We start from the raw sequence: 26,479 nt of genomic DNA, 5'->3' as shown, positions 1-26,479 counted from the left end.
CCGCAGCGAGGACTGACAATCGGCGCCAAGTGGACAACATCGCAGCCATTGCTTGACCAATGCGACCCAAGCCACGTACCGTATTTGATTGAATCGTTTCAATCGCTGGTCAATTTCCTTTTGATCGATTAAGGAGCAGCGCGATGAGCGAGCGTGAAACACCAGCCGAAGGCGATGGGGCGTTGTCCCGGCGGCACGTACTCGCGCTCGCGTCGGCCGCGGTGATCATCGGCACGGCCGGCGGGTGGCCCGTGGCCGCCGCCGCGCCCGGCCCCGGGGATCCGGCGAGGCGGTTCGCCGATCCCCGCCCGGACTCGCGGCCCACCGTGCTGTGGTTCTGGAACGGCACCGTCACCACGGACCTCGTGACCGCCGGGCTGGCGGACCTTCTCGACAAAGGCATCCACGAAGTGCTGGTGTTCCCGTTCGACACCGCGGCGCTGAAGCCGGCGTTCTTCACCGAGGACTGGTTCACGCTCATCGAGTTCACCCTGCGCGAGGCCCAGCGGCACGGCATGCACCTGTGGCTGTTCAACGACGACTACTTCCCGAGCGGCCGCGCCGGTGGACTCGTCGTCGACGGCGGGAAGGTCGGCGACCGGAACTACCAGCCACGGCCGGACCTGCGGCTCAAGGGGGTGGGACACCAGGTCCTGACCGTCACCGGCGGCGTTCCGGTGCCGCTGGTGAGCCGGGGGTTGTCGGTGACGGACGGCAGGTTGCTCGTCGACGCCGCCGCCCGCGACGGCGTGACACTGCTGCGCGAGGGCGGGCAATGGCAGGACTACGACGTCGTCGCGAAGGTCCGGGTCGAAAGCGCCACGGCGGGGTTGATGGTCCGCAGCGCCGGCGAGGGCGACGGCGTCCTCGCCGACCTGCGTTCCGACGGCGCCGTGGACGTCTGGCAGCAGACCGGCGGCGCGTTCAGCCTGGCGCGGAGCGGTTCGCCGGTGCCGGGATTCGACCCGGCCGCGGATCACGAGCTGGTGGTGCGCGTCCGGGGGACGACGTTGACGGTGTCGCTCGACGGGGCCGCCCAGGCCCCGGCCGACCTGCGGTACGCCATCGGCCGGGTGGGGGTGCGCGCGGTCGCGACCCAGCGGTCGTCCTGGGACAGCTTGACCGTGCGCGATCCGGACGGCCGCGTGCTGTACGCCGAAACGTTCGACAGCGCGGCCGCGCTCGATGCCTTCGACCTGCCCGCGACCGGCGTCCCGCTGGTCGCCGCGGCCGCCCGGCCGGAGTCGTCGACCGACCCCGCCTCGCTGATCGATCTGACCGGCCAGGCCCGCGCGGGCGGCACGTGGACACCACCCACCGGGCGCTGGCGGCTGGACCTGTTCACCGTCCGGCCGCTGAGCACCCCCACCGGCACCGGCCGCGCCTACCTGGACCTGCTCGACGACGAGGCCGTGCGGCTGTTCATGGACGCCGTGCCGGGTGAGTACGTGCGCAGGTTCCCCTGGGCGGCCGGGGCAGTCCTGCGCGGCTTCGCCGACGACGAGCCCTACCTGGCCTCGGCAGACGGTCCTTTCAACACCGTGCCCTGGTCACCCACGCTGGACGCGGAACTGCGCCGGCTCGGGACGGCACCCGGCCTCGCGCTGACCGCGGTGCACGACAACGATCTCGGCCCGGCCGGCCTCCGGCTGCGCGGAGTGTTCTGGCGCGCGGTGAGCAACCGGTTCGCGGCCGCGTACTACCGGAACCAGGGCCGCTGGATGGCCGAGCACGGCCTGAAGATGATTTCGAACCCGCTGTGGGACGAGTACGGCCCGGGCGAACAGCTGCGCAGCTCCGGCAACCTGAACACCACCAACCAGTGGGCGCAGGTCCCGGGCACCGACCTGATCTTCGACCACTACCAGCGCGGCTACCACCGCACGCTGTCGCGGTGGCCGGCCAGCACCGCGCACCAGCTCGGGCTGGAACGGGTGTACCTGGAGGCGATGGGCGGCACCGGCTGGGCGGTCACGCCGGCGCTGGTCCGCGAGGTGGTCGGGGCCTTCGCCGTGCGCGGGGTCAACCACACGCTGCTGCACGCGCGGTTCAGCGACGAGAACCAGATCGTCTACCCTCCCCCGTTCCAGCCGGCCAACCCCTGGTGGCCGGTGTCCACGCCGTTGAACGACTGGATCGGCCGGCTGATGGAAGCGTGCCGCGCGCCCGCGAAGGCCCAGACGGCGCTGCTGCAGCCCCAACGCGCCGTCGAGTCCACTCAGGACACCCTCGCGATGGCGGCCCTCGACACGGCGTTCCTGACCACCGCGCACGCCTTGGAGGACGTCCAGGTCGACTTCGACTTCCTCGACGAAGGCGCGCTCGACGCCGACCCCGCCCTGGTGACCCACGCCCGGCCGAGCGGGCCACGGCTGGTCGTCGGGCAGCAGGCCTACCGGATCGTGGTGGTGCCGCCGACGCCCGTCCTCGCGATCGGCTCGGTGCGCACCCTGATCCGGTTCGTCCGCGGCGGTGGCACGGTGATCGTCGTCGGCGAGCCGCCGGCCCGCGAAGCCGGCGGGAACGACATGGGCCTGCGCGCCGCCCTCACCGAGCTGTTCACGGCTCGCTCCGCGGTGCGAGTGGCCGACCCCGCTGCGGCCGCGGCAGCGACGGCCACCGCCGGCGGCGCGGCCGCGGTGCTGGAGCCACGCCACGACGACGTCCGGGTGCTGCGCCTGGAAGGTGCCGGTGGCGCGACGTTCGTGGTGCTCAACGAGCGCGCCGAAGCGGTGGACCTCACCGCGACGTTCCCGGCGACCGGCGTGCCCGAGGTGTGGGACCCCGACACCGGCAGCGTGGCACCGGCGGGCGTGTGGCGGCGGGCGCCGTTCGGCCGCGAGCCCCGCGGCGGCACGGCGGTGGTGCTGCGGCTGGAGCCGAAGGCGACGCTGCTGGTGGTGTTCCGCGCCGGGCCGGAACCCGCGCACGCGGTGTCCGCGTCGGCACCGGTGGAGCGCGTGCGGATCGACGGCCGGACCGCGACCGCCACCGTGCGGGTGACCGGACCGGGACCGGTCACCGTCACCGCGACCGAGGGCGGCCGCGCGTTCTCCGGCACCGCGACCGTTTCCGATCCGCTCACGGCCGTCCCGCTCGGGGGCGACTGGGCGTTGCACTTCGACCGGGCCGGGGCGCCGGTGAGCACGCGACCGCTCGGCTCCTGGACCGAGTTGGACGCGGCGTACTCGGGTTCGGCCTGGTACGAAACGGATGTCGAGGTAACCGCCTTGGCCGGCCGTCGGTGGACCCTCGACCTCGGCGAGGTCCACGAGGTGGCCGAACTCGAGGTCAACGGCAAACCGTTCGGGTCACGGCTGTGGCCGCCGTACCGGTTCGACGTAACGACCGTCCTGCGACCCGGCCATAACCGGATCCGGGTGCGGGTCACCAACACCGGTGCCAACACGCGCGGCCAAACGGTCGCCTCCGGCCTGTTCGGCCCGGTGACCCTTCGCCCCCACCTGCTGGTCGACGTGGCCTTGAACGCACGTTAGGCGCCGGTCCGGCGCCCTGACCCCCGTGCCATCCCAGGATCTCCAGCCGGGCGAAGCCTTCGGACGGGTTTCAAACGGATCATCCGCCGCCACGAATCCCACTCCGATCGGATTCACTGTGAACGGGGCCGCCTGTCCGGCTGGGGCCCAGTCGTCTCCGATGAACAGCCGCACCGTTCCTCCCGCTCTCGATCACCCCGAGCAGCCGGCGGGAGAACCATCAGCGACCTAATCAAGCAGTGCTCACACCTATCGGTGGGCACGACATCCCAGCAGCGATCACATTCTCCCGGCCCACCGGCAGGGGCACAGTCTTTCAGCAGGACTCCAGCGTCCAGGAAAACCGAGTGCTCACCTACCGGCCGGCCACCACCAGGAGTGTGCCGGATGGCTCACTCCCAGAACTGATTAGGAAAACCAGAGCCGACGCCACCGCCACCCCGATCGGCAGCCACCCCGCCCGCCCGAGCAAAAACCGCGATCGCTCGAGCACCGATCGGTCATCGCTCGATTGGCGCGTTATTGCCGCCAACACCATTACCGCCTTGCTCCTCACGCATCATTTACCTCGAACAGTGCTGGATGCGGTTTGCTGTCGTTCTCCCGAAACTCTCGCCGTCGATCTACCGACCGCGCCATGCTCATCTCTTCAGGCCATGCGATCGCCCGAGAAGAAACGTGGCACGAGAACCTGGAGCGGATTCCCTCTACCTCAACGGGGCTTCAAGATCAACGGGGCTTCGAGGACATGCCCGTTTTTCATGGTCATTCGGGCGCGGTAACTGCCGTGGTCGCGCGCGTCGCGGTTGATCTTCGCGGCGAACGTGCCGTCGCGCATCGTCGCGGGATGTACCGAGTTGTCCGGACCCACGAGCGAAACCGCGGTCACATCGTTGGTCACGATCCCGAATTCGAACGTCGGCTCGTCGAGACCAGTGACGCCAGTGAAGCAGTTGAAGGGACGCTCGGGGGTGAGCTTGGCGTAGCCGTAGCGCTTGCCGGTCATTCCGTCGACGTCGGCACCCATCATGCCGACGGCCACGCCATCGTCGATGACGCAGACCGCCGCGGACGTGTCGTTACGGATGACCAGGAATCCGTGCCGGGTATCCCTGTCGATCTCGGCGGCCGGTCGCCAACTGTCCCGATCGGGCACCGCATACCCGTAGGCAACGGTGGCGTTGACGCAGTCTCTGACCTGTTTCATTTTCCCGGCGTCGAGTACGGGCTTGGATTGAGCACGAGACTCGGATCCGGTGCCGGCCGGTGCCGCGATGCTGCCCGGACTCGGCTCATGCACCGGTCCGAACAGCACGGTGGCACCGACCGCGAGGACGCCGACCGCGGCGGCGACCGTCAAGGGCGTGCCCAGCTTCCTGCGGTGCCGGCCCGGCAGTTCCGATACGACCCGGTCCCACACGGCATTCTGCAGGTGATCGGGCATCGGACGGTCCGGTGGCAGGTCGATCATCACGGCTCCTCGGTGGTCAGTACGGTGGGTGTGGCGTCTTGCAGAAGGCCGCGCAGGCGGCCGCGGGCCCGGGAGATCCGGGCGCGCACGCTCGTTTCGGTGATCCCGAGGACGGCGGAGGCGGCCGCGGTGGACAGGTCACCCAGCAGGCACAGCTCGACCGCCTGTCGCTCAGCTCGAGGCAACGTGGCGACCGCGTCCAAGACCACCCGCAACCGGCGGTCCGCGTCGACCTGCTCGGCCACGTCCTCGGCGTGATCACGCACGACACGACCACGCGGCAGGCGCGACAGCGCACTGGAGAACCGGCCCAGCCTGCGCTGCTCACGGCGGGCCAGATTGCCGGTCACGGTGTACAGCCACGGCCGCGCACTCTCATTGACCAGCGTCACGTCACCGAGGCGTCGCCACGCGGTGAGGAACGTCGAGGACGTCAGGTCCTCGGCCGCTGACCAGGACCCGGTCAGCCGGTAGGCGTAGTTCCACACCGCGCCGGCGTGCCGACCGAACAACTCCCCGAACGCGGCGATGTCCCCGCCTGCGGCCCGCGCCCATAATGCCTGGTCGCTGCCGGTAGGAGGGGCTTGGTCGTCCGGGCTGTCGTCGGACTGCATCCTTCGCCCCCACCCTTGATCCACAATTGATGTCACACCCCCCTTGTCCCCGCTGGCTCCCACACCGTTGCGTCCCACGGACCGGCCACGGTGATTCTCGTGGGTGGACGTGGTGTCGAGCCGACGACGGGGCGGGCACGCTGCTGCGGCTCACGACGAGGTGAGCGTGCTTACCGGGCGGTGCTACGCCGAACGACGAGTTCCGGGGTGAAGAGCCGCGAGCCGGGAACGCCATCACCCGACAGGAGATCCACGGTGAACGCCCCGAGTGCTGCGCAGAACGCGCGGTAGACCCCGAGCGCCATCTCGTCATTGGCCACGTAGATCGCATCGACGCCTCGTCCGCGCAGCAGGACCTCTCCGGCCGCGTACGCGGAGGTGGGTTGCTCCTTGGTTGCCCTGCTTGCCGAGCACCCGCAGCCCAAGCCATGGGCGGCCCCTACGGCACTCCAAAACGTCCTCGTCTGCCGCCGACAGCGCGCTTCGCCATAACTGGTGCTCTTATCCGGCAGAATCCCGCTCGACGGCGTGCGGGTCGTCGCCGGGCAGCCATCCAGTACCGAGGTCCAGGGAACCGACGTCCCGGGTGAGGGCCGCGATGGCCGCGTGGACCGGCGGGCGGGTCTCGTCGCGGCGGGACACCAGCGACCACGTCCACAACGGCGCCGGGTCGACCACCGGCCGCCGCCCGAGGTCCGGCGGCACCGGCGTCGTCTGGCCCTTCGGGTTGTTGAGCACCGGCCGCCGCAGCCGGCGGGCGTGGTCGAACAGCGCCGGGCCCGTGGATCCCCCGTCGTCGGTGTGCACCACCTCGGCGCCCGTCGCCCGGGCGAACTCCTCGGCGTAGGCGTTCCACGACGCCCAGCTGGCCGTGTCGGCGTCGACCAGCACGACGACGTCCCGGGCCGCGACCTCGCCGGTGCCCGCGCCGACCGCGTACAGCCGGTCCGCACCGATCAGGCGTGCCTCCAGCCCGAGTTCGGCCAGGTCGGCGGCCCGCGCCCAGCAGATCGCCAGGTCGATGCTCCGGTCGGCCACCCGGCGCAACTGGGTGTGCGAAGGCAACACCCACGTGTCGACGTGCAGGTGCGCGACGCCCGCCACCCGATCGAGCAGGTCGGCCGGGCGCCAGTTCACGTAGCCCAGCCGCACCGGCTCGCGCGCCGCGATCCCCGCGGCCGACCGGCGCAGCTCGTCCGCCTGCTCCAGCAGCGCCCGGACCTGGGGCAGCAGCGATTCCCCGCACTCGGTCAGCGTGACCGAACGGCGGTCACGGTCGAAGAGGCGGACGCCGAGGTCCCGTTCCAGCGCCTTGATCTGCTGGGACAGCGACGGCCCGGCGATGCGCAGCCGTTCGGCGGCCCGGCCGAAGTTCAGCTCTGTGGCGACGGCCACGAAGTACCGAAGCTGGCGTAGCTCCATGGCGGCAGCTTAATGCGGTGGGAGGTTGTGCCTCCCAAGTGGAAGCGAACCGGTCGTGGCGAAGCGCCCGGGTCCGGCACACCATCGGCTTCGGAAGCACCACTTCGAGGAGGTCCACAGAAATGAGCACCCAGAAGGTCGCGGTCGTCACCGGCGCTTCGCAGGGCATCGGCGCGGCCCTGGTCGAGGCGTACCGCAAGCTCGGCTACGCCGTGGTCGCGAACTCGCGGTCCATCACCCCATCAGGCGACGCCGGGATCCTGGCCGTCGCGGGCGACATCGCCGACCCGGCCGTCGGCGCCCGCGTGATCGACCAGGCCCTGGCCACGTTCGGCCGCGTCGACACCCTGGTCAACAACGCCGGCGTCTTCGTCGCGAAGCCGTTCACCGACTACACCGGCGCCGACTTCGACCTGGTGACCGGCGTCAACCTGCGTGGCTTCTTCGAGGTCACCCAACGGGCGATCACCGCGATGCTCGAGGTCGGCGGCGGGCACGTCGTCAACGTCACCACCAGCCTGACCGACCACGCGAACAGCGCGGTGCCCTCGGCGCTGGCGGCGCTGACCAAGGGCGGCCTGAACTCGGTGACGAAGTCACTGGCCGTCGAGTACGCCACCCGCGGCGTCCGCGTGAACGCGGTGTCGCCGGGCATCATCCGCACCCCGATGCACCCGGCTTCGACGCACGAGGCCCTGGCGGCCCTGCACCCGGTCGGCCGGATCGGCGACCCGGGCGACATCGTCGCCGCGGTCGTCTACCTGGAAGGCGCGCCGTTCGTCACCGGCGAGATCCTGCACGTCGACGGCGGCCAGAGCGCGGGGCACTGACCCATGAGCACCGACATCCTCAGCACCGTGCTGGACACCTGGAAGGCGGCGGTCGACGCGCACGAGCCCGAGCGCGTCGCGGAACTCTTCACCGAAGACGCGATCTTCCAGGGCCTCCACCCGTACAGCGTGGGCCGAGCCGGCGTGGCGGCGTACTACGACGCCCAGCCACGCGGCATGACGGCGGACTACCGGATCGTGGAGACCCGCCGCCTGGCCGAAGACGTCGTCCTCGGGTACGCCGGCGTCGAGTTCGCCTTCACCGACCGGCCGACGCTGCCGGTGCACCTGAGCGTCGTCGCCCGCCGCACCGGCGACCGCTGGCTGATCGCCCACTACCAGGTCTCGCGGCTCTGAAAGGAGCAAGACGACGGAGTTCCTCGCCGGTGGCGCGAGGCTCCATCGACTTCGAGTGAAGCCGATGCGACAACCCGGCCAACCGCAGGGAGTCGCGGCCGAAGATGACCCGCCTCGTACGCACTCACATGCCGACGAAGGGGTTGTTCGTCATTGCCCAGACGAGCGGTGTGAACGGGCCGCCGGGCGCGCGCAGTGTGTGACACTCCAGCCAACGCGAGACCGGCTTCGCGCCCAGAGCTGTCAGACGGGCTACTTCCGCCGACACGTCATCAGTCTCGATATCGACGTGATAGCAGGGCTCGTCTCCGACACGTGAGGCCCGCCGGATTCACGGTCGTCGCCCGCCGGCGACTGCTGGACCTGCCGGCGCCCCGACGGCCGCGATGACCGCGTCCATCCGGTGCGGGCTCACCTCGCGCAGACGCTTCAGAACCCAGCGTGTCGGCGCATTTGTGCAGAGGTCGCCCTGCGTCGAGGTAGCCCCAGCTGGTCATGCCGAACCGACATCGAGCAACAAGCGATCCCCGCCGAGCACCTCCAGGCTCGCGGCTCATTGGCGAGAACAAGCAGCTTGCGTTGCGGACCGGGTCACGCTCCCGAGCTTCAGCCGCCGGATGACAGCCGCGAAACAGGACAAGTGCACCAGTGGCCGGCTCCGGGAGGTCCGGTAGGGATCATCCCGGATGCTGCGGGCCGCGCTCCACCGCAACACTGGTTGCCTCACCGACCCGGAGGAAGAATTCCTTGAGACACCCAGGAATCAGGTTCACCGCGCTGGCCGTCGCCGGCATCGCAGGGCTGTCGCTCGCCATGGTCGGGACCGCCGCCGCGAGCGGCGGTCCCGACCGTCAAGCGATCATCCGGGCGCTGGACCTGATGACCACCACCGGAGCCGCCGGCGCGCAGGTCCGAATCGCCGCCGACGGCCAGGAGTTCACCGCCCGCAGCGGCGTCGCCCGGCTGGGATCCCCCCGCGGCGTGCCGGTGAACGGGCGGTTCCGGATCGCCAGCGTCACCAAGACCTTTACCGCCACCGTCCTCCTCCAGCTCGCCGGCGAAGGGCGGCTCGCCCTCGACGACACCGTGTCCCGGTACCTGCCCGGACTGCTGCCCGACGGGGACCGGATCACCGTCCGCATGCTGCTGCAGCACAGCAGCGGCCTGTACAACTACTCCGACGACCTCACCGGCGACCCGGCCGAGCTCCAACGGCACTGGGACCCACAGGACCTGGTGGCCATCGCCACCGCCCACCCCCTGAACTTCCCGCCCGGCACCGCGTCGAAGTACTCCAACACCGACTACATCGTCGTCGGGCTGCTCGTCGAACACCTCACCGGCCGCTCCTGGGCCACCGCCGTCCGGAACCGGATCATCCGCCCGCTCGGCCTCCACGACACTTCCCTGCCCGGCGACCGCACCACCATCCCCGGCCCGCACGCCCACGGCTACACCCCCCGCGACGGCGCCCTCGTCGACGTCACCGCGATGAACCCGTCCGTCGGCTGGGCCGCCGGCGAGATCATCTCCACCACCGCCGACCTCGACACCTTCACCGCAGCCCTGTTCGGCGGCCGGCTGCTCACCCCCGCCCAACTCACGAACATGACCACGTTGTCCCCGGCCGGCAGCGCCTACGGTCTGGGCCTGAGCACCAACGTGCTGTCCTGCGGTGTGCGGGTCTGGGGCCACACCGGCGACGTCCCCGGCTACGACACGCTCTTGGCCACCACCCGCGACGGCCGCATCCGCCTCCAACTGTCCCTGACCACAGCCGCCCGGCAAACGCCGCTGCAGGGCTATCGCCAGCTCGTCGACGAAGTCTTCTGCGGGTAAGGAAACCCATGGCACTGCTCGCCGTAGAGCGCATCAAGTTGTTCTCCACGCGTTCGCCCTGGTGGTGCGCGGCGACCGCATGGGTCGTGAGTGTCGGATTCGCGGCTCTCATCGCCGGCACCCGGGAAGACGCCGAATTCACCGCCACTGTCGCCTCGACCCAGTACGGCTACGACTTCGGCGTGGCCGTGATCATGGTGCTGGCCGCGTTGTCGGTGACCACCGAATACCGCTTCGGCACGATCCGCACGACTTTCCAGGCGGTACCGGGGCGCAGCCCGGCCCTGCTCGCCAAGACCGTGGTGGTGGCCCTGCTCGCCCTGTCCATCGGTGAGGCCGGCGCGTTCGGCTCGTGGTTCGTGGCCACATTGCTGCAACCCCGCGCCGATCTCGCCCTGGACAGCGGCGCGGACTTTGTTAACGTGACCGGCGTCGGCGTGCTCTACGCACTGGCCGCCGTCATCGCGGTCGCAGTGGGTGTGCTGCTCCGGCACAGCGCAGGCACGATCACATTGTTGCTGGTCTACGCACTCGCCGTCGAGAAGCTGGTCCGGATCGTCCCCGGCGTGGGCAAGAACATCTACCAGTGGATGCCGTTCAACGTGGCCACGAAGTTCCTCACCGGCACCGGGGCGTCCAACGCGCGCGCCCATGGAGCGGGACCGGTGTCGTTGTCCACCACACCCTTGGATCAGGGGTGGGCGCTGGCCTACTTCGCCGCGATCGCGTTCAGCCTGCTTGCGATCGCGATCACCGTGGCGAAAACCCGCGACGCCTGAGGAGCAGCCGGTTTCCGATCGTCGTCGGAGCAGATCCGGCCCGAGCCGGAGCAGTGTGGCGATCCACTTCGGCCGGGTGATCACCGTCAACGGCATGGTCGGCTGTGCTCGGAGCCGTACCCGAACACCGCCCGCAGCGCCGGGTCGCTCGCCACCCACGCGCCGTCCGTCCCGGAGGCCGCCTGATGGCCTTGGTCGTCGGCGGCGAGAACGAGCTCACCGTTGCTCACCGGCGCGCGGTCGGTGGCCACCGACGGCTGCAGCAAATTCCCGACGGAGTCGTTGTCGGTCACGTCCTTCGCCAACGTCACCCCGGGACATCGCGTCAGGGACGCCGGTGAAGTTGTTCGCTGTCAACGACGCACAGGTGGCGTGTGGCAGCACGACACCGGCAGCCGCTGCCGGTGCGCCGGTGGCGACGCCGCGGCGGTGGGCAGCATCAGCACGGCGCCTACGGTGACAATCACAGCAGCTCTGTGTCACCCGACCACTCTCGATATCCGATTCCTCATCGGCGTCTCCTATCGGCTTGATCGGTGCGGCGACGACCAAGGCGTCATCGACAGCCACGGCAACGCCAACATCGTCCCCACCGACACCAACGGCATCGTCTACAGCCGCTCCCCCGGCCAAGTCCTCAACATCGTCTACCTGACCCCCAAGCCGCCGGCTCCGGCGGATTCCTCCCCCAGGGCGTCAACGGCGACGTCAACACCAGCGCAGCCAACGGCTGACCAGCCCACGAACCACGGGTGCCCGGAACGTCCGTCGGGGACGCTACCTTGCCCGGACATCAGTCCCTCGCCGTCTGCGGTGCCAAGCGGCCGGTGATGCCGCGTTTTGCCGATCGGATCAGCGTTTCCTCCGATGCCCGCACCCGGTCGCACGCAGCTGCCGGACTTCGCGGTCACCGGCACGGTGATGAACTTGGCGTTGTCCAGGTTGGTGACCTTCGGCATCGTGCCGACCGGGAACTGGTTGCTGGACGCGGCGGGCGCACCCGATTCTCCGGACAGCGTCACCGTCGAGCCCTTGCAGACGACGCCATCCGCGGCCGCGGCACCGGACTGGTCCGCGGTGCTCACGTGCTGGGTGAGGCCGAACAGGGCGCCGGCGGGATCGCGCATGACCACGTCTCCGTTGGCGTCCTGGCGAACTTCGGTGGCACCGAGCCGTCGGGCCCGCCCGATGTCGGCGGTGGGGTTGTTGCCGGCGAAACTGACCAGCCAGAGTGATCGCTGCGACGTCGGTTTCCCTGGCGGCTTGCCGGTGGCGGCGACGGAGCCGTCCGGCAGCCGGAACTCGGTGTGCTGGGGGTTGGAGGTCCAGTGCAGGGCCGGCCGGTAGAAGGCGGCGGCTTGCGCGGGGTGGTCGGTGAGCAGGCTGATGCGGGCGAAGGTCCCCGGTTCGTGGTTCAGCTGCATGCCGTCGTGGGTTCCGGGCTGCCAGAGTGACAGTGGTGCGCCGACGGGGTCGATCGTGACGGCGGCGTGGCCGAGCGTCCCGACTCGGGTGGGTACCACGACGATCTTGGCGCCGAGGTTCGTGAAACGGGTGGCGGTGGCGTGGATGTCCGCCACGGTGACGTTGGTTGTCCAGTAGGGAGCGCCGGCATCCTCGGCCGGCCCCAAGGCGGCGACGAGCTGCCCGCGCAGCGTGCAGAGCCGGTAGCCGGTGGCGTCCGGTGGGGCGACGGTCCAGCCGAACAGCGCGGTGTAGAACGCCGTCGTCGCCCCCATGTCGGGGGTGCCGAGGTCGATCCAGCTCACGGTGTTCCCGGGGTGCAGGTTCATCGAGATCGCTTTCCGTTGAGGCCGCCTCGCTCCGGCAGCGACGCGAGGCGGTGTTCGGAGCCGGCTCGGCGGCTCAGGTGTAGTAGGGCGAGTGCAGGTCGATGCTGGCGTCTCTGACGATGTCGCCGTCGAACAGCCGTGTCGTGGCCGGGGCTCCGGCCCGGCGGGCTTCTTCGGCGAAGGGAGGCGGTCCAGCCCGCTCGCACTAGTACGCTCGTCCTAGTGGGGCGAGCATGGACTAGGATGGCCGTACTAGTCAAGGGGGTCTCGATGGCCGCGGACACGAAGTCCCGCATGATCAGCGCCGCGATCGGACTGCTGCAGCGCCACGGCCTGGCCGCGATGTCCTTCACCGACGTCCTGGCCGAGAGTGGTGCCGCGCGCGGAGCGATCTACCACCATTTCCCGGGCGGCAAACAGCAGCTCGCACTCGAAGCCGCCCGCCGCAACGCCGAAGACGTCCGCGGCCACCTGCACGAACTGCCGGCCCGAACGCCACGCGAAGTCGTGGAGGCGTTCCTCGGCAACGTCCGTCCCGTGGTACAGGCGTCCGCCGAGGGCGGCGGCTGCGCAGTCGCGGCCGTCACCGTCGACGGCGGCGCGGCCAATGCCGACCAGAGCAGCCTGCGCACTGTCGCGGCCGATGCATTCACCGGCTGGGGCGACGAACTCGCCGGAAAACTCACCCACGCCGGAATGAGCTCGTCCCAAGCCGCCGATCTGGCCACCCTCATGATCGTCACCCTCGAAGGCGCCCACATCCTGTGCCGCGCCGCAGGCAGCATCGCCCCCTTCGACAGAGCGGCCGCCGCCCTGCTCTCCGGCCTCCCGAGCCCGGGGTGAACCGGCGCTCCGGTGGCGCGCTGGCGGTCGCCTCGTGGCCCGCGACCGGGAGCGATGCGGCGTCGCGCACCTTCCGACAGATTCGGGTGATCTTGGCGCCTTCCTCGGGGGTGAGCGGCCCGGTCGTGTCCGCTCCACCCCGAGGGTGGTGGCCACTGCGCGTCCGACAGGTCCAGGGTCGCCTCGACGAGTTGGGTCTGGGCCGAGGATCACGTCGCGACCAATCTGCTCGGCCCGATCCGGATGACGAACGCATTCCTGCCGCTGCTGGTGGGCAAGGACGACGCGGTCCCGCCAGGCGTGCGCATGACCCTGGTGGGCCAGGAGGACAGCGAGCAGTCCATGCCGTCGGACGACTTCCTCACCGACACCCTCGACCTGCTCGATAAACCCGACGCGAAGGAACTGGTCGTCGAGCGCGCCAGGTTTATCCGCGACGCGGTGGCCACGGGCTTCCATGACCACGTCCTTGCCATGATCAGCGGCAGCTCACCGTTCCGTCAGCGGAGCTGTCCGGCCAGCTCAGCAACGCGATCGAGGCTCAAGACGAGTCCTTCGACCATCAGATGCGCCACCTGGCCGAGGTGATCGGCGTCGGACTGACCGCATCGTGGCGGGACAGGCCTGGCCGGTGGCGTGTCAGTTCTCGACCGGCTCCAGGAGGAAGACCGGAATCTCCCGCTCGGTCTTCTTCTGGTGGTCCGCATAATCCGGGTACGCGGCCAAGCAACGCTGCCACCACACGGCCTTCTCTTCCCCGTGGATCTCCCGGGCTTCCATGTCCCAGGTCTGCGTGGCGTCGCGGAGTTCGACCAGTGGGCTGGCGACCATGTTGAAGTACCAGAGCGGGTGTTTCGGGGCGCCGGCGAGCGAGGCCACAGCGGCGTACGTGCCCTCGTGCTCGACGCGCATCACCGGAGTCTTGCGAAGCTTTCCGGTCTTCGCGCCAAGGGTGGTCAACAGGATCGTCGGCCTGCCGCGAGGACTGATGCCTTCAGTGCCGCCGGAACTCTCGTAGAGATCCACCTGGTCTCGTACCCACTGGCTGGGGCTGGGTTCATATTCACCTTCAAGCGGCATGGCCTCAGGTAACCACCGGATTCGCGCCGGTGGGAGAGGACCGCTGTTCCATGGATCGGCGGTCTCTGGACAGCCAGGCGGGATACGGCGAGCATGACGGCATGGACAGGAATGGACTGGGCGAATTCCTGCGGCACCGGCGTGCGATCTTGCGCCCCCGCGACGTCGGGCTGGTCGAGGGGCCGCGCAGGCGTACGCAGGGACTGCGCCGCGAGGAGGTCGCGCAGCTCGCCGGCATGTCCACCGGTACGCCGCCGCGGTCCGGAGCGCAGGCCGACGTCGCCGGGTTGCAGCGCGACCAAGGCAGCCCTGCACTCGTTCACCGAGAGCCTGCGGGTCCAACTGGCCGACACCCCGGTTCAGGTGATCGAGGTGGCCCCGCCGGGGGTCCGGACCGGGCTGATGGGCCAGCAGGACAACGAGCAGGCCATGCCGCTGGACGAGTTCCTGACTGAGGCCCTGGCGCTGCTGGAGGCCGATCCAGCCGCCCAGGAGATCGTCGTGGAAGGCGCCGAGTTCGCCCGCGACGCCGTGGCCAACGGCTCCTACGACCAGGTCCTGGCCATGCTCGGCGGCTCCAAAGCCTGATCCGCACCACCCGCGGTCCGGTCAGCACGCAGATCGAATCGCTCGGTGTGATCGCCGGCTCCGCGCGGGCGACGGCCGGATCTCCGGCGCCACCCGTGCCGACTTCGCCGCCGCTGCCGCCGTCCTCACCAGCGACGGTCATGACGGCACCGCGTACGAACTGGGCGGCACACCCTTCACCATGGCCGACTTCGCCGCCGAAGTCGCCGCCCAGAGCGGCAAGCCGTGACCTACCCCAGCCTGCCCGCCGACGCGTACACCCAGATGTTGCTCTACGCCGGACTGCGTCCTGATCGACACCCGTGAACTGTTCCGGGCCCAACGCGACATCGAATTGGCCGGGGTCGGGTGTGCGAGGTCAGCCGGTTTCGCGACGTGGTGCACTTGCACCAAGCGCCTCCGCCTGTCCGAGCTGATCGTTCCGCGGCGGTTGCCGTTCATAGAGAGCGACGATGACGTTGCCTGCTGGGTATGTGACGACGTGGTGCATCCCGGTCAATGGGGCGGGGACGCTGTTGCCGCCGGTTTCGATCAACCACACGCGGCTGATGCCGTCGACGTTGACGTGGTCGGCTTCGGCGCCGCGCAGCGTGCCCGACACGCTGGGCAATGCGGTCAGGGCGAGGTCGTTGAGCCGGGCGAACGCGGCGGGATAGGCGAAGGCGAACTCGCGCGGCATGGCCGGGTAGTGGCAGCTCGAGGCGGTTGAGCGGGGTCGTGATCAGGTGTGCCAGGAGACGCTTGACCTCGCCCAGCGTGACCGGGACGAGGCCTCTGCCAGGGCTTTGGGGGCTATCGCGGCGGTGACGGTGTGGGCGAGCATGGCCAGGGTGATGTGAGCGGCGGGCCAGCAACCAGCGTCCCCGGCCGGGTGGGATGGTGTCGGAACAAGGGAGCACGAGTCCCTCGGCAGACCGTGCCCAACTCGACCTGCGAGCCGGCCGCTCGCCCCGGCGACATGGGTCTTCACCGCGCCAGTTCGACCACCAGCGCGTCGGCGATCTCGTCGTCACTGGAAGACTCTAGCCACAAAAGCAAACACCGCTGCTGCCGCACCCAGCAGAGCAGTGACAAAGCCTGCCTCGATCGCCAGCCGGACCTGACGCGCAGCCCGCAGCACGTCCCTGAACGGCAAGTCCTCCACCCGACCCGGAGGAGCCGATATTTCAGCAAGAGTCCAAGGCTTGTTGTACAACAGATGGTGGAGGTACGTACCACATTCCCGCAGGGCAGCATCGATTGCATCGATGTCGTTGACATTTTTTGAGGCATGCACGAGCCAGAGGCCAATTCGTGCACACTTGAAGTACTCCTCGTCCTCCGGCGTCGTTCCGGTGAGTTTCGCCGCCTGGGAAACCGTGACCTTCGCCTCCCACCGCAGAGCCTGGCGCAATTCCCTGCGCTCCTTGACGATTTGCCCTTTTCCCTGCACCGAGGGCTTGAAGGACAAGATTTGGTATCTGCGCAGGAAGACCAGGGTTTCGACGGCGGCAAGCAAATTATCGAAAAGACGAAGATCAGGGTTGCGGTACTTGCGCAGGACGGCCCAGTGGACAACATAACCCAGAAATATGAAATGGGAGACCAACAGGGCGGATAGCACAAGATTCAAGATTCTCAGCTCGAGGAGAGCGAGGGCGGAAGCACTTATCCATACCGGAACCAGTGACAAGACAACAAGTATCAAGGTTACCATAGGAGCCTCGACATCGTAGAACGCGCGCCTCCGCGCATCGACGACCATGTCTTCGGAGTGCCCGAGTCTCACCAGCTCGGCGAGCTCGGGATGAGAGCCGGTGCCCTTTCTCGGCCTCGACCCCTTTCGCAGTTTGACTACAACGGCCAGCACCAGATCGACCAGCCGCACGCATATGCGCTCGGAACGCGGCACGAACTGAACAGCGCGAATCCATACGTCATCCGGATGTTTGCTCATTCGGCCGACCACTCTATCACCCATCGTCCAAGATCAGCGAGTCCAAGTCGCGGCCGTCGATGACTTCTCCAGCCATCTCCGCGGCACGCTTGTGCAATATACGCGTGCCCCATGAGCGCAAAGATTCCGAACGGCATCTTCGAGGCAACCCAGCCGATGGCCGCGACTGCTGCGATCAGAAGATCGTTGCTCCATCTTTCGCAGGCTTCAAGATCCCGGTTTCCAGAGCGGAACGACGAAGTGCCCGAAAGGGCGATGCGCCCGGCCGCCAAGGACGCACGGCGGGACGGTCCGGCGTCACTTCCGCTGCCACGGAAGTACCTTCCCATGGGCGAACGTCCTGTCCCGCCAAGTTGAGGGCGTTCCACCAGGTTCCTACGCAGTGCAGCCGGAGCGGGTCAGCCGCGCATCAGGCGTTCGGCCTGGCTCCTCTCTTCCGGTAACACGTCGCGAGGCCGGCTTTCGCGGAGTTGCCACGGGGTGGTGAAGCCGTCGGGGAACCGCCACCGGCCGGACAACGCCCGATCGATGCGCCGCCGCACCTCATGCTCCGTCTCGGGCTCTGCCGCGAACACAACCGTCACGTGCAGCTCGTCGCCAACCCGGTCGGCGTGCGCCCGATGCGGCGACAGAGGACACGGCCCTTCATGGTCCCAATGCCCGCACAACGCGACCGTGACGGCCGCGCCGGGAGCAGCCTCGTCGGCTTCCGGCTCCATGACGAGGATCGCCTCGTGGACAAACGCCTGCCGCATGAAGCCAGTGTGTCGGACACACCTGATGAACGCACTCATCTGCTGCTGACCGAGCGTTGCGACGTCCTGCCATGCCGACGAGCGGACGCAACCAGGCGAGGGTGAGCTGGGCTCGAACTTGTCCCCAGAGCTGGCCAGGCTCGGGTTGTTGCTGCCCGGCGAGGTCGAGCCGGTGACCCGGCCGCGCGTCGGCGCCGCCGGCGTCGATGCGTTCGAAGCGATCACCGACGGGTTCCGCCGCTCGGATTCGCCCACGCGGCGGGCTGTGCCGCGCCGCTGCGGTCACGCAACTGCACCAGGTGCGCCGGCTCGAGACGCCGTCTGCACGCCGGAGGTCCGGACCTGGCCGTGGACGTCGCCGTCTGGCTGATCTGACGCAAGGTGAACGACAGGGCAGTGCCGCGAGTTCCTCAACGAAACCCCCGCGCCGAAATCACCACCGCCATCCGCGACTGGCTCCACACCCACCACCACCTGATCCCGGGCCCGTCCGGTCGTGCGGGACTACGCTGGGTTCTCCGCGACGGCGAGGTAGTCCGTGTAGATCTGCGGCGAGCCCGAGAACGAGGCCAGCTGCTTCCACTCCTCGTACATCTGCTTGGTGTCGCGGTGGGCGGCCGCGAACTCCGCGGCCTCGCCGGTGGCGATGTCGGGCTCGGGGTAGAAGACGTCCAGCGCGTCCAGGCTCGCGATCTCCATCATCATCACGTACTGGTCGAGGCGGTTGCCCCGCTCGCCCTTGAGCACGTGGAACCGCCAGTCCGGGTAGTCGTCGATCCGGTGGTGGTTCTCGGCGATGAAGCGGTCGAACACCTCCTCGGTCACACCGGCGCGCAACGCCAGGTTGTGGATCCCGACGACCCGGGCGACGGGCTCTTCCCCCGGGCGGTCGCGGTAGCGGGGGCCGGGCGTGACCGTGCTCCGCGGATTGTCGGCCAGCAGCCGGTAGTCGGTGAACAACGTCGGCAGCTCACCGTACGTGCCCAGCCGCCGCCACCGCGCCAGCACCACCTCCGCCTCCGGGTGCCGCGCCCAGAACAGCCGGGCCGGCTCGGTCTGCTCACCCCGGGCCGTGACGTAGCGGTCGCGCTGCTCGGCGCTCTCGATCTCGTACAACATCAGGTACTGCCCGGTCCGCTCCCCGCGCAACCCGCGCAGCAGAGTCCACCGCCACCCCGGGTACAAGGGCAGGTGCACACCTTCACCACGCACGAAGGTCTCGAACTCCTCCGGCGTAACACCAGCCTCCGTGTCGATGGCGATGTACTGGAAAGTGAACACCGACGAGCGTCCCAATTGCGTCCAATCCTCGAGCCGGAAAGGGGAACGCGCGTCCGACAAGCACGACTCCCCTGCACCACATCCTGCCAGCTCCAGAGCACCGGGGCCTGCGAGACTTCCCCGCTGATCGGCCACCGCCCGCATCAACCCGTGGCGAGAGATCTATCCAGCGAGGGGCCACGCAATGGATTACCTACTAACGGACGTAGACGCCTGTCGCTCCGTCGAGTTGATTGTTGAGTGAGTCTGCGCAAAGTTGCGCGCTCCTGGAGGTACTCGTGCGTCGTCTTGTTGGAATGGCCGTCGCGATAGCCGCCTGCACCTCGGTGGTCACGGTCGCCGAAGCCGTCCCCGCCGCAGCCGCGGAGCCGGGTTACTTCGCTGCCCAGCGCGTCGGCGAACGGCCGCCGATGGGCTGGAACAGCTGGAACAGGTTCGGCTGCGACATCAACGAGGACCTCGTCCGCGGTGCCGCCGACGCACTGGTGTCGTCCGGCATGAAGGACGCGGGCTACCAGTACATCAACATCGACGACTGCTGGGCGGAACAGAATCGCACGGCCGAGGGCAAGCTCGAACCCAGCCACGAACGCTTCCCACACGGCATCAAGACCCTCGCCGACTACGTCCACGGGCTCGGCCTGAAGCTCGGCATCTACACCAGCGCCGGCACACTGACCTGCCAGAAGACCATGCCCGGCGCGCTCGACCACGAGGAGGCGGACGCGCAGTCCTTCGCCGATTGGGGCGTCGACTATCTCAAGTACGACAATTGCAACAACCAGGGTCGACCGGCGATCGAGCGCTACACGAAGATGGGCGACGCGATCAAGAAGACCGGCCGCCCGATGATCTACGCCCTCTGCGAATGGGGCGAGAACAAGCCGTGGACCTGGGGGCGCGACGCCGGTGCGCAGCTGTGGCGCACCACCGGCGACATCAGCGACAACTGGGGCAGCATGACCGGCATCCTCGACCAGCAGGTCGGCCTGGAAAAGTTCGCGGGCCCCGGCGGCTGGAACGACCCGGACATGCTCGAAGTCGGCAACGGCGGCATGACCGACACCGAGTACCGGTCGCACTTCGCGCTGTGGGCGCTCCTGAACGCGCCGCTGCTGGCCGGGAACGACCTGCCCGCGATGTCGCCCGCCACCAAGGCGATCCTCGAGAACAACGACGTCATCGCGCTGGACCAGGACTGGGCCGGCACACAGGGCCGCAAGCTCCGCGACGACGGCGACACCGAGGTCTGGGCGAAGCCGATGTCCGATGGATCGGCCGCGGTAGTGCTCTTCAACCGTGGGTCGGCGAGCACGACCATCAGCACCACGGCGGCGGAACTCGGTCTCGAGGGCCACACCTTCCGCGTCCGCGACCTCTGGACCGGCACGGAAACCGAAACCGCGGGCACCCTCCGCGACGCCGTCGCGTCCCACGACTCGTCCGTCTTCCGGGTCTGGCCGTCGACGCACCCGTCGGCCGCGCCGATGACGACGCTGGCCCTGCCGGCGCCGGACTACGTGCCCGCCGACCGCCCGCTGACCACCACCCTTCAGGTCATCAACGACGGCAGCACGCCGATCACCCAGCTCCGGGCCACCGTCGCGACGCCCGTCGGCTGGCAGCTCGACGGCCCCGGCACGTTCACGGTTCCGGCCGTACCCCCGGGGAAGTCGTGGCAGCAGCAGATCACGTTCAAGCCGGTGGCGCCGGGTGGCGAGCGCGTCAGGCTGGCGGCCAAAGCCGACTACTCCACCGCGTGGGGCAAGCGCGCCTTGGGCTCGGAAGGCACGTCGCCGCTCGTCTCCCGCCCGTCGTCCGGCACGACGGCGTTGTCAAAGGCCCCGTGGATGTCGTCCGACAACGGCTGGGGCCCGGTCGAACGCGGCACGAGCAACGGCGAGAGCCAGCCTGGTGACGGCCACCGGATCACCATCGCCGGGGTCGGCTACGACGACGGCATCGGTGCCCACGCCCCCTCGAGCGTGCGGGTCTACGTCGGCGCATCCTGCACGTCCGTCGGCGCCCTGGTCGGGATGGACGACGAGAACGCCGGTGGCAGCGTGGGGTTCCGCATCCTCGGTGACGGCAAGGAACTCGCCGCGACGGGCGTCATGCACCCCGGAGACAGGGCACAGGCGCTGTCCGCACAGCTGACCGGCGTCCAGGTGCTGGAACTGTCGGTGACCGACGCCGGCGACGGCAACACCAACGATCACGCCGACTGGGCGAACGCCACGATCACCTGCTGAGGCTGGCAGCCGCCACCCGGTTTCCGATACCCGGCGCCATCGCCGGGTGCAGGACGACCTTCGTCCAGCCGTCGTCTTTTGCGTCGGATATGAGTCGCGCCCAAGGCACTTGGTACTCGCCCCTGGCCACCGCTATCTCCGAGGCATGACTGTTGCGTTGTGTCGATGAGCCGCCGATGTTGTCGCGTTCTGGGCGGCGGTGGCATCAGCCGGTCGGCGTCGGCGGACAGGCTGCAGCGCGGAACGAACAGGCCGGGCCGGTGGGCACGAACGCGGCCGTGCCGGCGGCGCCTGGCGGTCCGTCAGCGCAGGGACGGCAATCCGGCGGCCAAGGCGGCGAGCGCACGCTTCAGCGTCGGCAGGAACGGGAGGCACGCCGCGGCCAGGTCCGGGTTCTGGGCGTAGACCTCGCGCAGCGTCGGCGGCGGGTTCGCGGCCGGGTAGACCATCCCCGCCAAGCCGCTGGCCGCCCCGGCCAGTTCGAACCCTTCGCCCTCGGTCAGCTCCGGGCACGCCCGGGCGACCGCCGCGCCGAGTTCGGTGAGGACGCCCAGCACCAGTCGCTTGAAGTCGCGGGCGGCCGGGACCGAGACGTTGTGCTCCAGCGACGTCGCGGTGTGGCCCAGCAGATCGCAGAACAGCGTCCGTTCGGCGAGTGTCTCGGCCAGCACGTCGACGACGGCGTTCCCGGCCGCGAGCCGGCGGGCGACCTCGTCCGCCCAGTCGCGCCAGCACGCGGAAGCCAGCTCGAGGTAGATCTCCTCGCGGGTACCGAAGTAGCGGGTGACGTTGGACTTGGCCAGCCCCACGGCCGTGGCGACGCTGCCCAGGCTCACGTTGCGCACGCCGGATTCCAGAGCGAGCTCACGGGCCGCCGCGAGGATGGCCACGCGCCGCTGCTCCTTCTGCTCCGGCCGCCTGGCCCGCATGAACATCGACTGAGACATATCTCAGCCATCATACGGTCCACTTAACAGGACAACGTTCTCTTGTTAAGAGTACATCGTTCTGTTAATTTGGCGAGCACCGTCACGAGCGAAGGGGATCCACGTGGTCGAGGTGCGATTGCGGGTCAACGGGGTCGACGAGCTGCTCGACCTCCCACCACAGGTCAGCCTGCTCGACGCGCTGCGCGAGCGGCTGGGGCTGACCGGCACGAAGAAGGGCTGCGACCAGGGCGCCTGCGGCGCGTGCACCGTGCTCGCCGACGGCGAGCGGATCAACTCCTGTCTCGCGCTGGCCGTGCAGTACACCGGCCGCGAAATCACGACCATCGAGGGCGTCGACGACCCGCTGCAGCGGGCTTTCGTCCGCAACGACGGCTTCCAGTGCGGTTACTGCACCTCCGGCCAGATCTGCTCGGCGATCGGGATGCTGGCCGAGCACTCCGGCGGCACGCCGAGCGCGGTCACCGAACACCTCGCCGGCCCCGGTGGCGAACTGACCGACGCGGAGATCCGGGAGCGCATGAGCGGCAACCTGTGCCGCTGCGGCGCCTACAACGGGATCGTCCACGCCATCCAGGAGGCCACGAGATGAGGTCGTTCACCTACCTGAGCGCCCCGGACGTCGAGACGGCGGTCCGCGCGATCGCCACCGAGCCGAACGCGAAGTTCCTCGGCGGCGGGACGAACCTCGTCGACCTGATGCGGGAGGACATCGAGCAGCCCGACGTGGTCGTCGACATCACCCGGCTGCCGCTGACCGGGATCGACGAGCTGCCCGGCGGCGGCCTGCGGATCGGCGCGCTCGTCCGCAACAGCACGCTCGCGGCCCACCCCCTGGCCCGGACCCGCTACCCGGTGCTGGCCCAGGCCGTCCTCAACGGCGCCTCGGCCCAGCTGCGGAACATGGCGACCGTCGGCGGCAACCTGCTGCAGCGCACCCGGTGCCTCTACTTCTACGACGGTGCGGCCGCGTGCAACAAGCGGACACCGGGCAGCGGCTGCGCCGCGATCGGCGGGTTCACCCGGAACGCCGGCGTCCTCGGGGTCAGCGACCACTGCATCGCCACGCACCCCTCCGACATGTGCGTCGCGCTGGCCGCCCTCGACGCAGCAGTCGAAGTGGAGAGCACGCGCGGCACCCGCCGCCTCCCGCTGGCCGAGTTCCACCGCCTGCCCGGCAGCACTCCGCAGGTCGAGACCGCACTGGCCGCGGATGAGCTGATCACCGCCGTCGAGCTGCCCGCCCTGCCGATCGCCGCGCACTCCCGCTACCGCAAGGTGCGCGACCGCGCGTCCTACGCCTTCGCCCTGGTCTCGGTCGCGGCCGCGCTGGAGACCGGAAACGGCGTCGTGACCGGCGTCCGCCTGGCGCTCGGCGGTGTCTCCGCGAAACCGTGGCGGGCCCGCGAGGCCGAGCGGATCCTGCTCGGCGCACCGGCGACCGAAGAGTCCTTCCGCCGGGCGGCCGCCGCCGAGCTGGCGCCCGCGGTGGGGCAACGGGACAACACCTTCAAGATCGAGCTCGCGCAGCGCACCATGGTCGCGACGCTGCGACAGCTGCTCACCGACGGGAGCGCCGCATGACCAGGACCCTGCCCGCGACGGAGACCGGCCCCGTCGTCGGCAAGCCGATCGACCGGGTCGACGGCACGGCCAAGACCACCGGCGCCGCCCGCTTCTCGGCCGAATACCCCCTCCCCGGCCTGGCGCGCGCGGCACTGGTGCACGCGACGATCAGCCGCGGCCGGATCACCGCGATCGGGACCGAGGCCGCGGCCGCGGTCCCCGGCGTCGTCGCGGTGCTCACCCACCTGAACGCCCCGCCGCTGAAACCGGCGCCGAAGGTGAACCCGCTGAACCTGAGCACGCTGGTCTCCGGCACTTCGGTCGACTACCTCAACACCGACGAGGTGCACTGGGACGGCCAGCCGGTGGCGGTCGTCGTCGCCGACACCCTCGAAGCCGCTCGCGAAGCCGCCGGGCTGGTCACCGTGACCTACGAGACGTGGACGTCCACTGTGGACTTCGCCGCCGAAGAGAAGAACGCCCAGCCGCAGAAGAGCACCATGATCGTGTCCGGCGGAGCGAAGAAGGGCGACGCCGAGGCCGCACTCGCCGCGGCGCCGGTGTCGCTCGATCTGCGGTTCACCACGCCGCCGCACCACCACAACGCGATCGAGCCGCACGCGACCACCGCGTCCTGGGACGGCGACCGGCTGACCGTCCACGAGGGCACGCAGAGCATCGACTGGGTCCGCACGCACCTCGCCGGGCGATTCGGTGTGCCGCCCGCGAACGTGCGGGTGATCGCCCCGTTCGTCGGCGGCGGCTTCGGCGGCAAGGTGATGCTCTGGCCCGGCACGATCATCGCCGCGCTGGCGGCCCGCGCGACCGGCCGGCCGGTCCGGCTCGCGCTCACCCGGGAAGGCGTCTACCGCACGGTCGGCGGGCGCACGCCGTCCACGCAGCGAGTCGCACTCGGCGCCGACACCGACGGCAAGCTGACCGCGCTCGTCCACACCAGCGTGACGCGCACCGGGCGGGTCGGCGGCGTGCCCGAGCAGGTGACGTCGCAGTCGAGGCACCTCTACGCCGCCGAAAACATCCTGGTCCAGCACAACCTGGTCGAACTGGACCTGCTCTCGAACACCTCGATGCGCGCGCCGGGCGAGTCGATCGGGACCTACGCGCTGGAGGCGTCGATCGACGAACTCGCCCACCGGCTCGGTGTCGACCCGATCGAGCTGCGGATGCGGAACGAACCGGCGACGAACCCGATCGACGGCAAGGAGTTCACGCACCGGATGCTGCGTGAGGCCTACGCGCAGGGCGCCGAGCGGTTCGGCTGGGCCGACCGGACGCCGGAACCGGGGTCGATGCGTGACGGGCGGTGGCTGGTCGGGATGGGCGTCGCGTCGGCGTACCACCCGGCCTGGCAGTTCGCCGCCAGCGTCACGGTCCGGCTCTCGGTCGACGGCAGCGTGCTGGTGCGGTGCGGTTTCCACGAAATGGGCATGGGCGGCGCGACAGCGCAGGCGCAAATCGCCGCCGACGCGCTCGGGGTGCCGTTCGATGCGGTGCGGGTCGAGTACGGCGACTCCACCCTGCCGGTGAGCCCGGGTGCCGGCGGATCCATGCAGACGGCGAGTATCGCCAACAGCCTGCTGGCCGCGTGCGAGAAGCTGAAGCGAGAGCTGGACAAGCTGGCGAAACGCTCGGGTTCGGCCGGGATGAGCCCAGCGACGATCCTGGCCAAGGCCGGCGTGCCGTCGGTCGAAGCCGCCATCGGCTCCGACACCCGGTTCGGCCGGGTGGCCGGGCAGCTGAAGTTCGCGGCGAAGTTCCTGCGCGACCAGCGGCGCTGGATGAAGGCCGCCTGCGGGGCCCAGTTCTGCGAGGTCCGCGTCGATCCGGACACCGGCGAGGTACGGGTGTCGCGCTGGACCGCGGTGTTCGACGTCGGCCGGGTGATCAACGCGAAGACCGCGTCGAGCCAGCTGCGCGGCGGGATCGTGATGGGCATCGGCATGGCACTGGCCGAGGAGACCCTGGTCGACCCGCGCACGGGACGGATCATGAACCCGAGCCTCGCCGAGTACCACGTCCCGGTGCACGCGGACATCCCGCCGATCGACGTCAGCTACCTCGACGACCCGGACCCGACGATGCCGCTCGGCCTGATCGGCGTGGGCGAGGTGGGCATCACCGGCGTCGCGGGAGCGATCGCGAACGCAGTCCACCACGCAACCGGCCGGCGGATCCACGACCTCCCCATCACCCTCGACAAGCTGTTGTGAGACCGGCGGATCGGACACCGGGGATCGCGCCGCCACGCCACACGGGCCAGCACGCGGTCGACGTTGAATGCTTCGACAGGCCCGCCGGGAAGTGCGAGCCCGGCGTCCCCCGCCCTCGAGAGGACACCGATGACCGCCTTGCAGCCCGTGACGTCCGAAAACTCCTCCACGTCGGTCTCGCCGGCTCCGACGGCCGGGCCGCAGTGCTCGACGGCGAGATCGTCGTCCACAACGACGCCGGCCAGATCGACTTCGGTCTCCTGCAGGAACGCCGCTGCCGCTACCTTCTCTGAATTGCGCGTAACTGTCCCTGTCAGCTGTTATAGCCTCCCTTCCACTGTCCGGCCTCGGAGCGCATAGCCACATCCCGCGGCACTGACTGCAGACGAGTCCCGGAT

At 69.5% G+C, this 26,479-nt stretch carries 24 protein-coding genes; 12 read left to right on the top strand and 12 right to left on the bottom strand.

What is annotated here, in order from left to right; genetic code table 11:
- The first annotated feature begins 143 nt into the window (after window positions 1-143).
- Window positions 144-3,497: a glycosylhydrolase-like jelly roll fold domain-containing protein gene (locus ISP_RS19440; RefSeq protein ID WP_013225517.1), complete on the top strand. Its 3,354-nt coding sequence runs from the start codon at window positions 144-146 to the stop codon at window positions 3,495-3,497.
- Between the two features lie 712 nt (window positions 3,498-4,209).
- Here ISP_RS19440 and ISP_RS19435 read toward each other — a convergent pair.
- The 3 genes from ISP_RS19435 to ISP_RS19425 all read right to left on the bottom strand — a co-directional run bounded on the left by ISP_RS19435 (window position 4,210) and on the right by ISP_RS19425 (window position 7,004).
- Window positions 4,210-4,968, bottom strand: a complete 759-nt coding sequence (locus ISP_RS19435) for a hypothetical protein (protein ID WP_013225516.1) — start codon at window positions 4,966-4,968, stop codon at window positions 4,210-4,212.
- Window positions 4,968-5,582, bottom strand: coding sequence for an RNA polymerase sigma factor (locus ISP_RS19430; RefSeq protein ID WP_013225515.1), 615 nt, complete (start codon window positions 5,580-5,582; stop codon window positions 4,968-4,970). The genes ISP_RS19435 and ISP_RS19430 overlap by 1 nt, the downstream gene beginning before the upstream one ends.
- A 501-nt stretch (window positions 5,583-6,083) precedes the next feature.
- Window positions 6,084-7,004 carry a LysR family transcriptional regulator gene (locus ISP_RS19425; protein WP_013225514.1) on the bottom strand — a complete coding sequence of 307 codons (921 nt, stop codon included), beginning with the start codon at window positions 7,002-7,004 and terminating at the stop codon, window positions 6,084-6,086.
- A 122-nt stretch (window positions 7,005-7,126) separates the two neighbouring features.
- On the opposite strand from ISP_RS19425, the gene ISP_RS19420 reads away from it, so the two are divergent.
- Entirely contained in the window at window positions 7,127-7,834 is a 708-nt protein-coding gene (locus ISP_RS19420) for an SDR family NAD(P)-dependent oxidoreductase (RefSeq protein WP_013225513.1), read from the top strand.
- Between the two features lie 3 nt (window positions 7,835-7,837).
- Window positions 7,838-8,191, top strand: coding sequence for an SgcJ/EcaC family oxidoreductase (locus ISP_RS19415; protein WP_013225512.1), 354 nt, complete (start codon window positions 7,838-7,840; stop codon window positions 8,189-8,191).
- Between the two features lie 124 nt (window positions 8,192-8,315).
- Here the strand turns inward: ISP_RS19415 and ISP_RS19410 are convergent, their stop codons facing one another.
- Window positions 8,316-8,474 carry a hypothetical protein gene (locus tag ISP_RS19410; RefSeq protein ID WP_265049917.1) on the bottom strand — a complete coding sequence of 53 codons (159 nt, stop codon included), beginning with the start codon at window positions 8,472-8,474 and terminating at the stop codon, window positions 8,316-8,318.
- 464 nt (window positions 8,475-8,938) lie between these two features.
- Here ISP_RS19410 and ISP_RS19405 point away from each other — a divergent pair, with 464 nt between their 5' ends.
- Complete coding sequence (locus ISP_RS19405) at window positions 8,939-10,030, top strand: serine hydrolase domain-containing protein (protein ID WP_013225511.1); 1,092 nt, start codon at window positions 8,939-8,941, stop codon at window positions 10,028-10,030.
- 8 nt (window positions 10,031-10,038) lie between these two features.
- Window positions 10,039-10,809, top strand: coding sequence for an ABC transporter permease (locus ISP_RS19400; RefSeq protein ID WP_013225510.1), 771 nt, complete (start codon window positions 10,039-10,041; stop codon window positions 10,807-10,809).
- Window positions 10,810-10,895: 86 nt separating this feature from the next.
- Here the strand turns inward: ISP_RS19400 and ISP_RS19395 are convergent, their stop codons facing one another.
- Both ISP_RS19395 and ISP_RS19390 read right to left on the bottom strand, forming a co-directional pair.
- A complete protein-coding gene (locus tag ISP_RS19395) occupies window positions 10,896-11,120 on the bottom strand; it encodes a hypothetical protein (protein WP_013225509.1) in 225 nt (74 codons plus the stop codon).
- Window positions 11,121-11,456: 336 nt separating this feature from the next.
- Entirely contained in the window at window positions 11,457-12,602 is a 1,146-nt protein-coding gene (locus ISP_RS19390) for a VOC family protein (protein WP_013225508.1), read from the bottom strand.
- A 270-nt stretch (window positions 12,603-12,872) separates the two neighbouring features.
- Between ISP_RS19390 and ISP_RS19385 the strand changes: the two genes are divergently transcribed.
- Both ISP_RS19385 and ISP_RS19380 read left to right on the top strand, forming a co-directional pair.
- The gene (locus tag ISP_RS19385; RefSeq protein ID WP_013225507.1) at window positions 12,873-13,445 is read left to right on the top strand and encodes a TetR/AcrR family transcriptional regulator; all 573 of its coding nucleotides are present in this window, start codon (window positions 12,873-12,875) and stop codon (window positions 13,443-13,445) included.
- A gap of 243 nt (window positions 13,446-13,688) precedes the next feature.
- Entirely contained in the window at window positions 13,689-14,033 is a 345-nt protein-coding gene (locus ISP_RS19380; RefSeq protein WP_013225506.1) for a hypothetical protein, read from the top strand.
- 51 nt (window positions 14,034-14,084) lie between these two features.
- Here the strand turns inward: ISP_RS19380 and ISP_RS19375 are convergent, their stop codons facing one another.
- The gene (locus tag ISP_RS19375; protein WP_014466994.1) at window positions 14,085-14,525 is read right to left on the bottom strand and encodes a nitroreductase family deazaflavin-dependent oxidoreductase; all 441 of its coding nucleotides are present in this window, start codon (window positions 14,523-14,525) and stop codon (window positions 14,085-14,087) included.
- A 93-nt stretch (window positions 14,526-14,618) separates the two neighbouring features.
- On the opposite strand from ISP_RS19375, the gene ISP_RS48280 reads away from it, so the two are divergent.
- The gene (locus tag ISP_RS48280; protein WP_378249492.1) at window positions 14,619-15,113 is read left to right on the top strand and encodes an SDR family NAD(P)-dependent oxidoreductase; all 495 of its coding nucleotides are present in this window, start codon (window positions 14,619-14,621) and stop codon (window positions 15,111-15,113) included.
- Window positions 15,114-15,471: 358 nt separating this feature from the next.
- Here ISP_RS48280 and ISP_RS19360 read toward each other — a convergent pair whose 3' ends face one another.
- From ISP_RS19360 to ISP_RS19345, 4 genes are all read right to left on the bottom strand, one after another.
- Window positions 15,472-15,792, bottom strand: a complete 321-nt coding sequence (locus ISP_RS19360; RefSeq protein ID WP_013225503.1) for a hypothetical protein — start codon at window positions 15,790-15,792, stop codon at window positions 15,472-15,474.
- A gap of 330 nt (window positions 15,793-16,122) precedes the next feature.
- Complete coding sequence (locus tag ISP_RS19355) at window positions 16,123-17,049, bottom strand: hypothetical protein (protein ID WP_037374475.1); 927 nt, start codon at window positions 17,047-17,049, stop codon at window positions 16,123-16,125.
- Between the two features lie 398 nt (window positions 17,050-17,447).
- A complete protein-coding gene (locus ISP_RS19350; RefSeq protein WP_230468840.1) occupies window positions 17,448-18,059 on the bottom strand; it encodes a hypothetical protein in 612 nt (203 codons plus the stop codon).
- 249 nt (window positions 18,060-18,308) lie between these two features.
- Window positions 18,309-19,085, bottom strand: coding sequence for a hypothetical protein (locus ISP_RS19345; RefSeq protein WP_230468839.1), 777 nt, complete (start codon window positions 19,083-19,085; stop codon window positions 18,309-18,311).
- Between the two features lie 296 nt (window positions 19,086-19,381).
- On the opposite strand from ISP_RS19345, the gene ISP_RS19340 reads away from it, so the two are divergent.
- On the top strand, window positions 19,382-21,337 hold the full coding sequence (locus tag ISP_RS19340; protein WP_013225500.1) for an NPCBM/NEW2 domain-containing protein: 1,956 nt from the start codon (window positions 19,382-19,384) through the stop codon (window positions 21,335-21,337).
- 302 nt (window positions 21,338-21,639) lie between these two features.
- On the opposite strand, the gene ISP_RS19335 is transcribed toward ISP_RS19340, so the two are convergent.
- Window positions 21,640-22,284 carry a TetR family transcriptional regulator gene (locus ISP_RS19335; protein ID WP_013225499.1) on the bottom strand — a complete coding sequence of 215 codons (645 nt, stop codon included), beginning with the start codon at window positions 22,282-22,284 and terminating at the stop codon, window positions 21,640-21,642.
- A 103-nt stretch (window positions 22,285-22,387) separates the two neighbouring features.
- Here ISP_RS19335 and ISP_RS19330 point away from each other — a divergent pair, with 103 nt between their 5' ends.
- From ISP_RS19330 to ISP_RS19320, 3 genes are read left to right on the top strand one after another with little or no spacing between them, the layout of a single operon-like run.
- The gene (locus ISP_RS19330; RefSeq protein ID WP_013225498.1) at window positions 22,388-22,876 is read left to right on the top strand and encodes a (2Fe-2S)-binding protein; all 489 of its coding nucleotides are present in this window, start codon (window positions 22,388-22,390) and stop codon (window positions 22,874-22,876) included.
- Complete coding sequence (locus ISP_RS19325; RefSeq protein WP_013225497.1) at window positions 22,873-23,868, top strand: FAD binding domain-containing protein; 996 nt, start codon at window positions 22,873-22,875, stop codon at window positions 23,866-23,868. Before ISP_RS19330 ends, ISP_RS19325 begins: the two co-directional genes overlap by 4 nt.
- Window positions 23,865-26,081: a xanthine dehydrogenase family protein molybdopterin-binding subunit gene (locus ISP_RS19320; RefSeq protein ID WP_013225496.1), complete on the top strand. Its 2,217-nt coding sequence runs from the start codon at window positions 23,865-23,867 to the stop codon at window positions 26,079-26,081. Before ISP_RS19325 ends, ISP_RS19320 begins: the two co-directional genes overlap by 4 nt.
- Window positions 26,082-26,479 lie beyond the last annotated feature (398 nt).

Origin of the sequence: Amycolatopsis mediterranei, from assembly GCF_026017845.1 — a bacterium.
In the GTDB taxonomy this organism is placed as follows: domain Bacteria; phylum Actinomycetota; class Actinomycetes; order Mycobacteriales; family Pseudonocardiaceae; genus Amycolatopsis; species Amycolatopsis mediterranei.
This window is presented reverse-complemented; position numbering and strand designations above follow the sequence as displayed.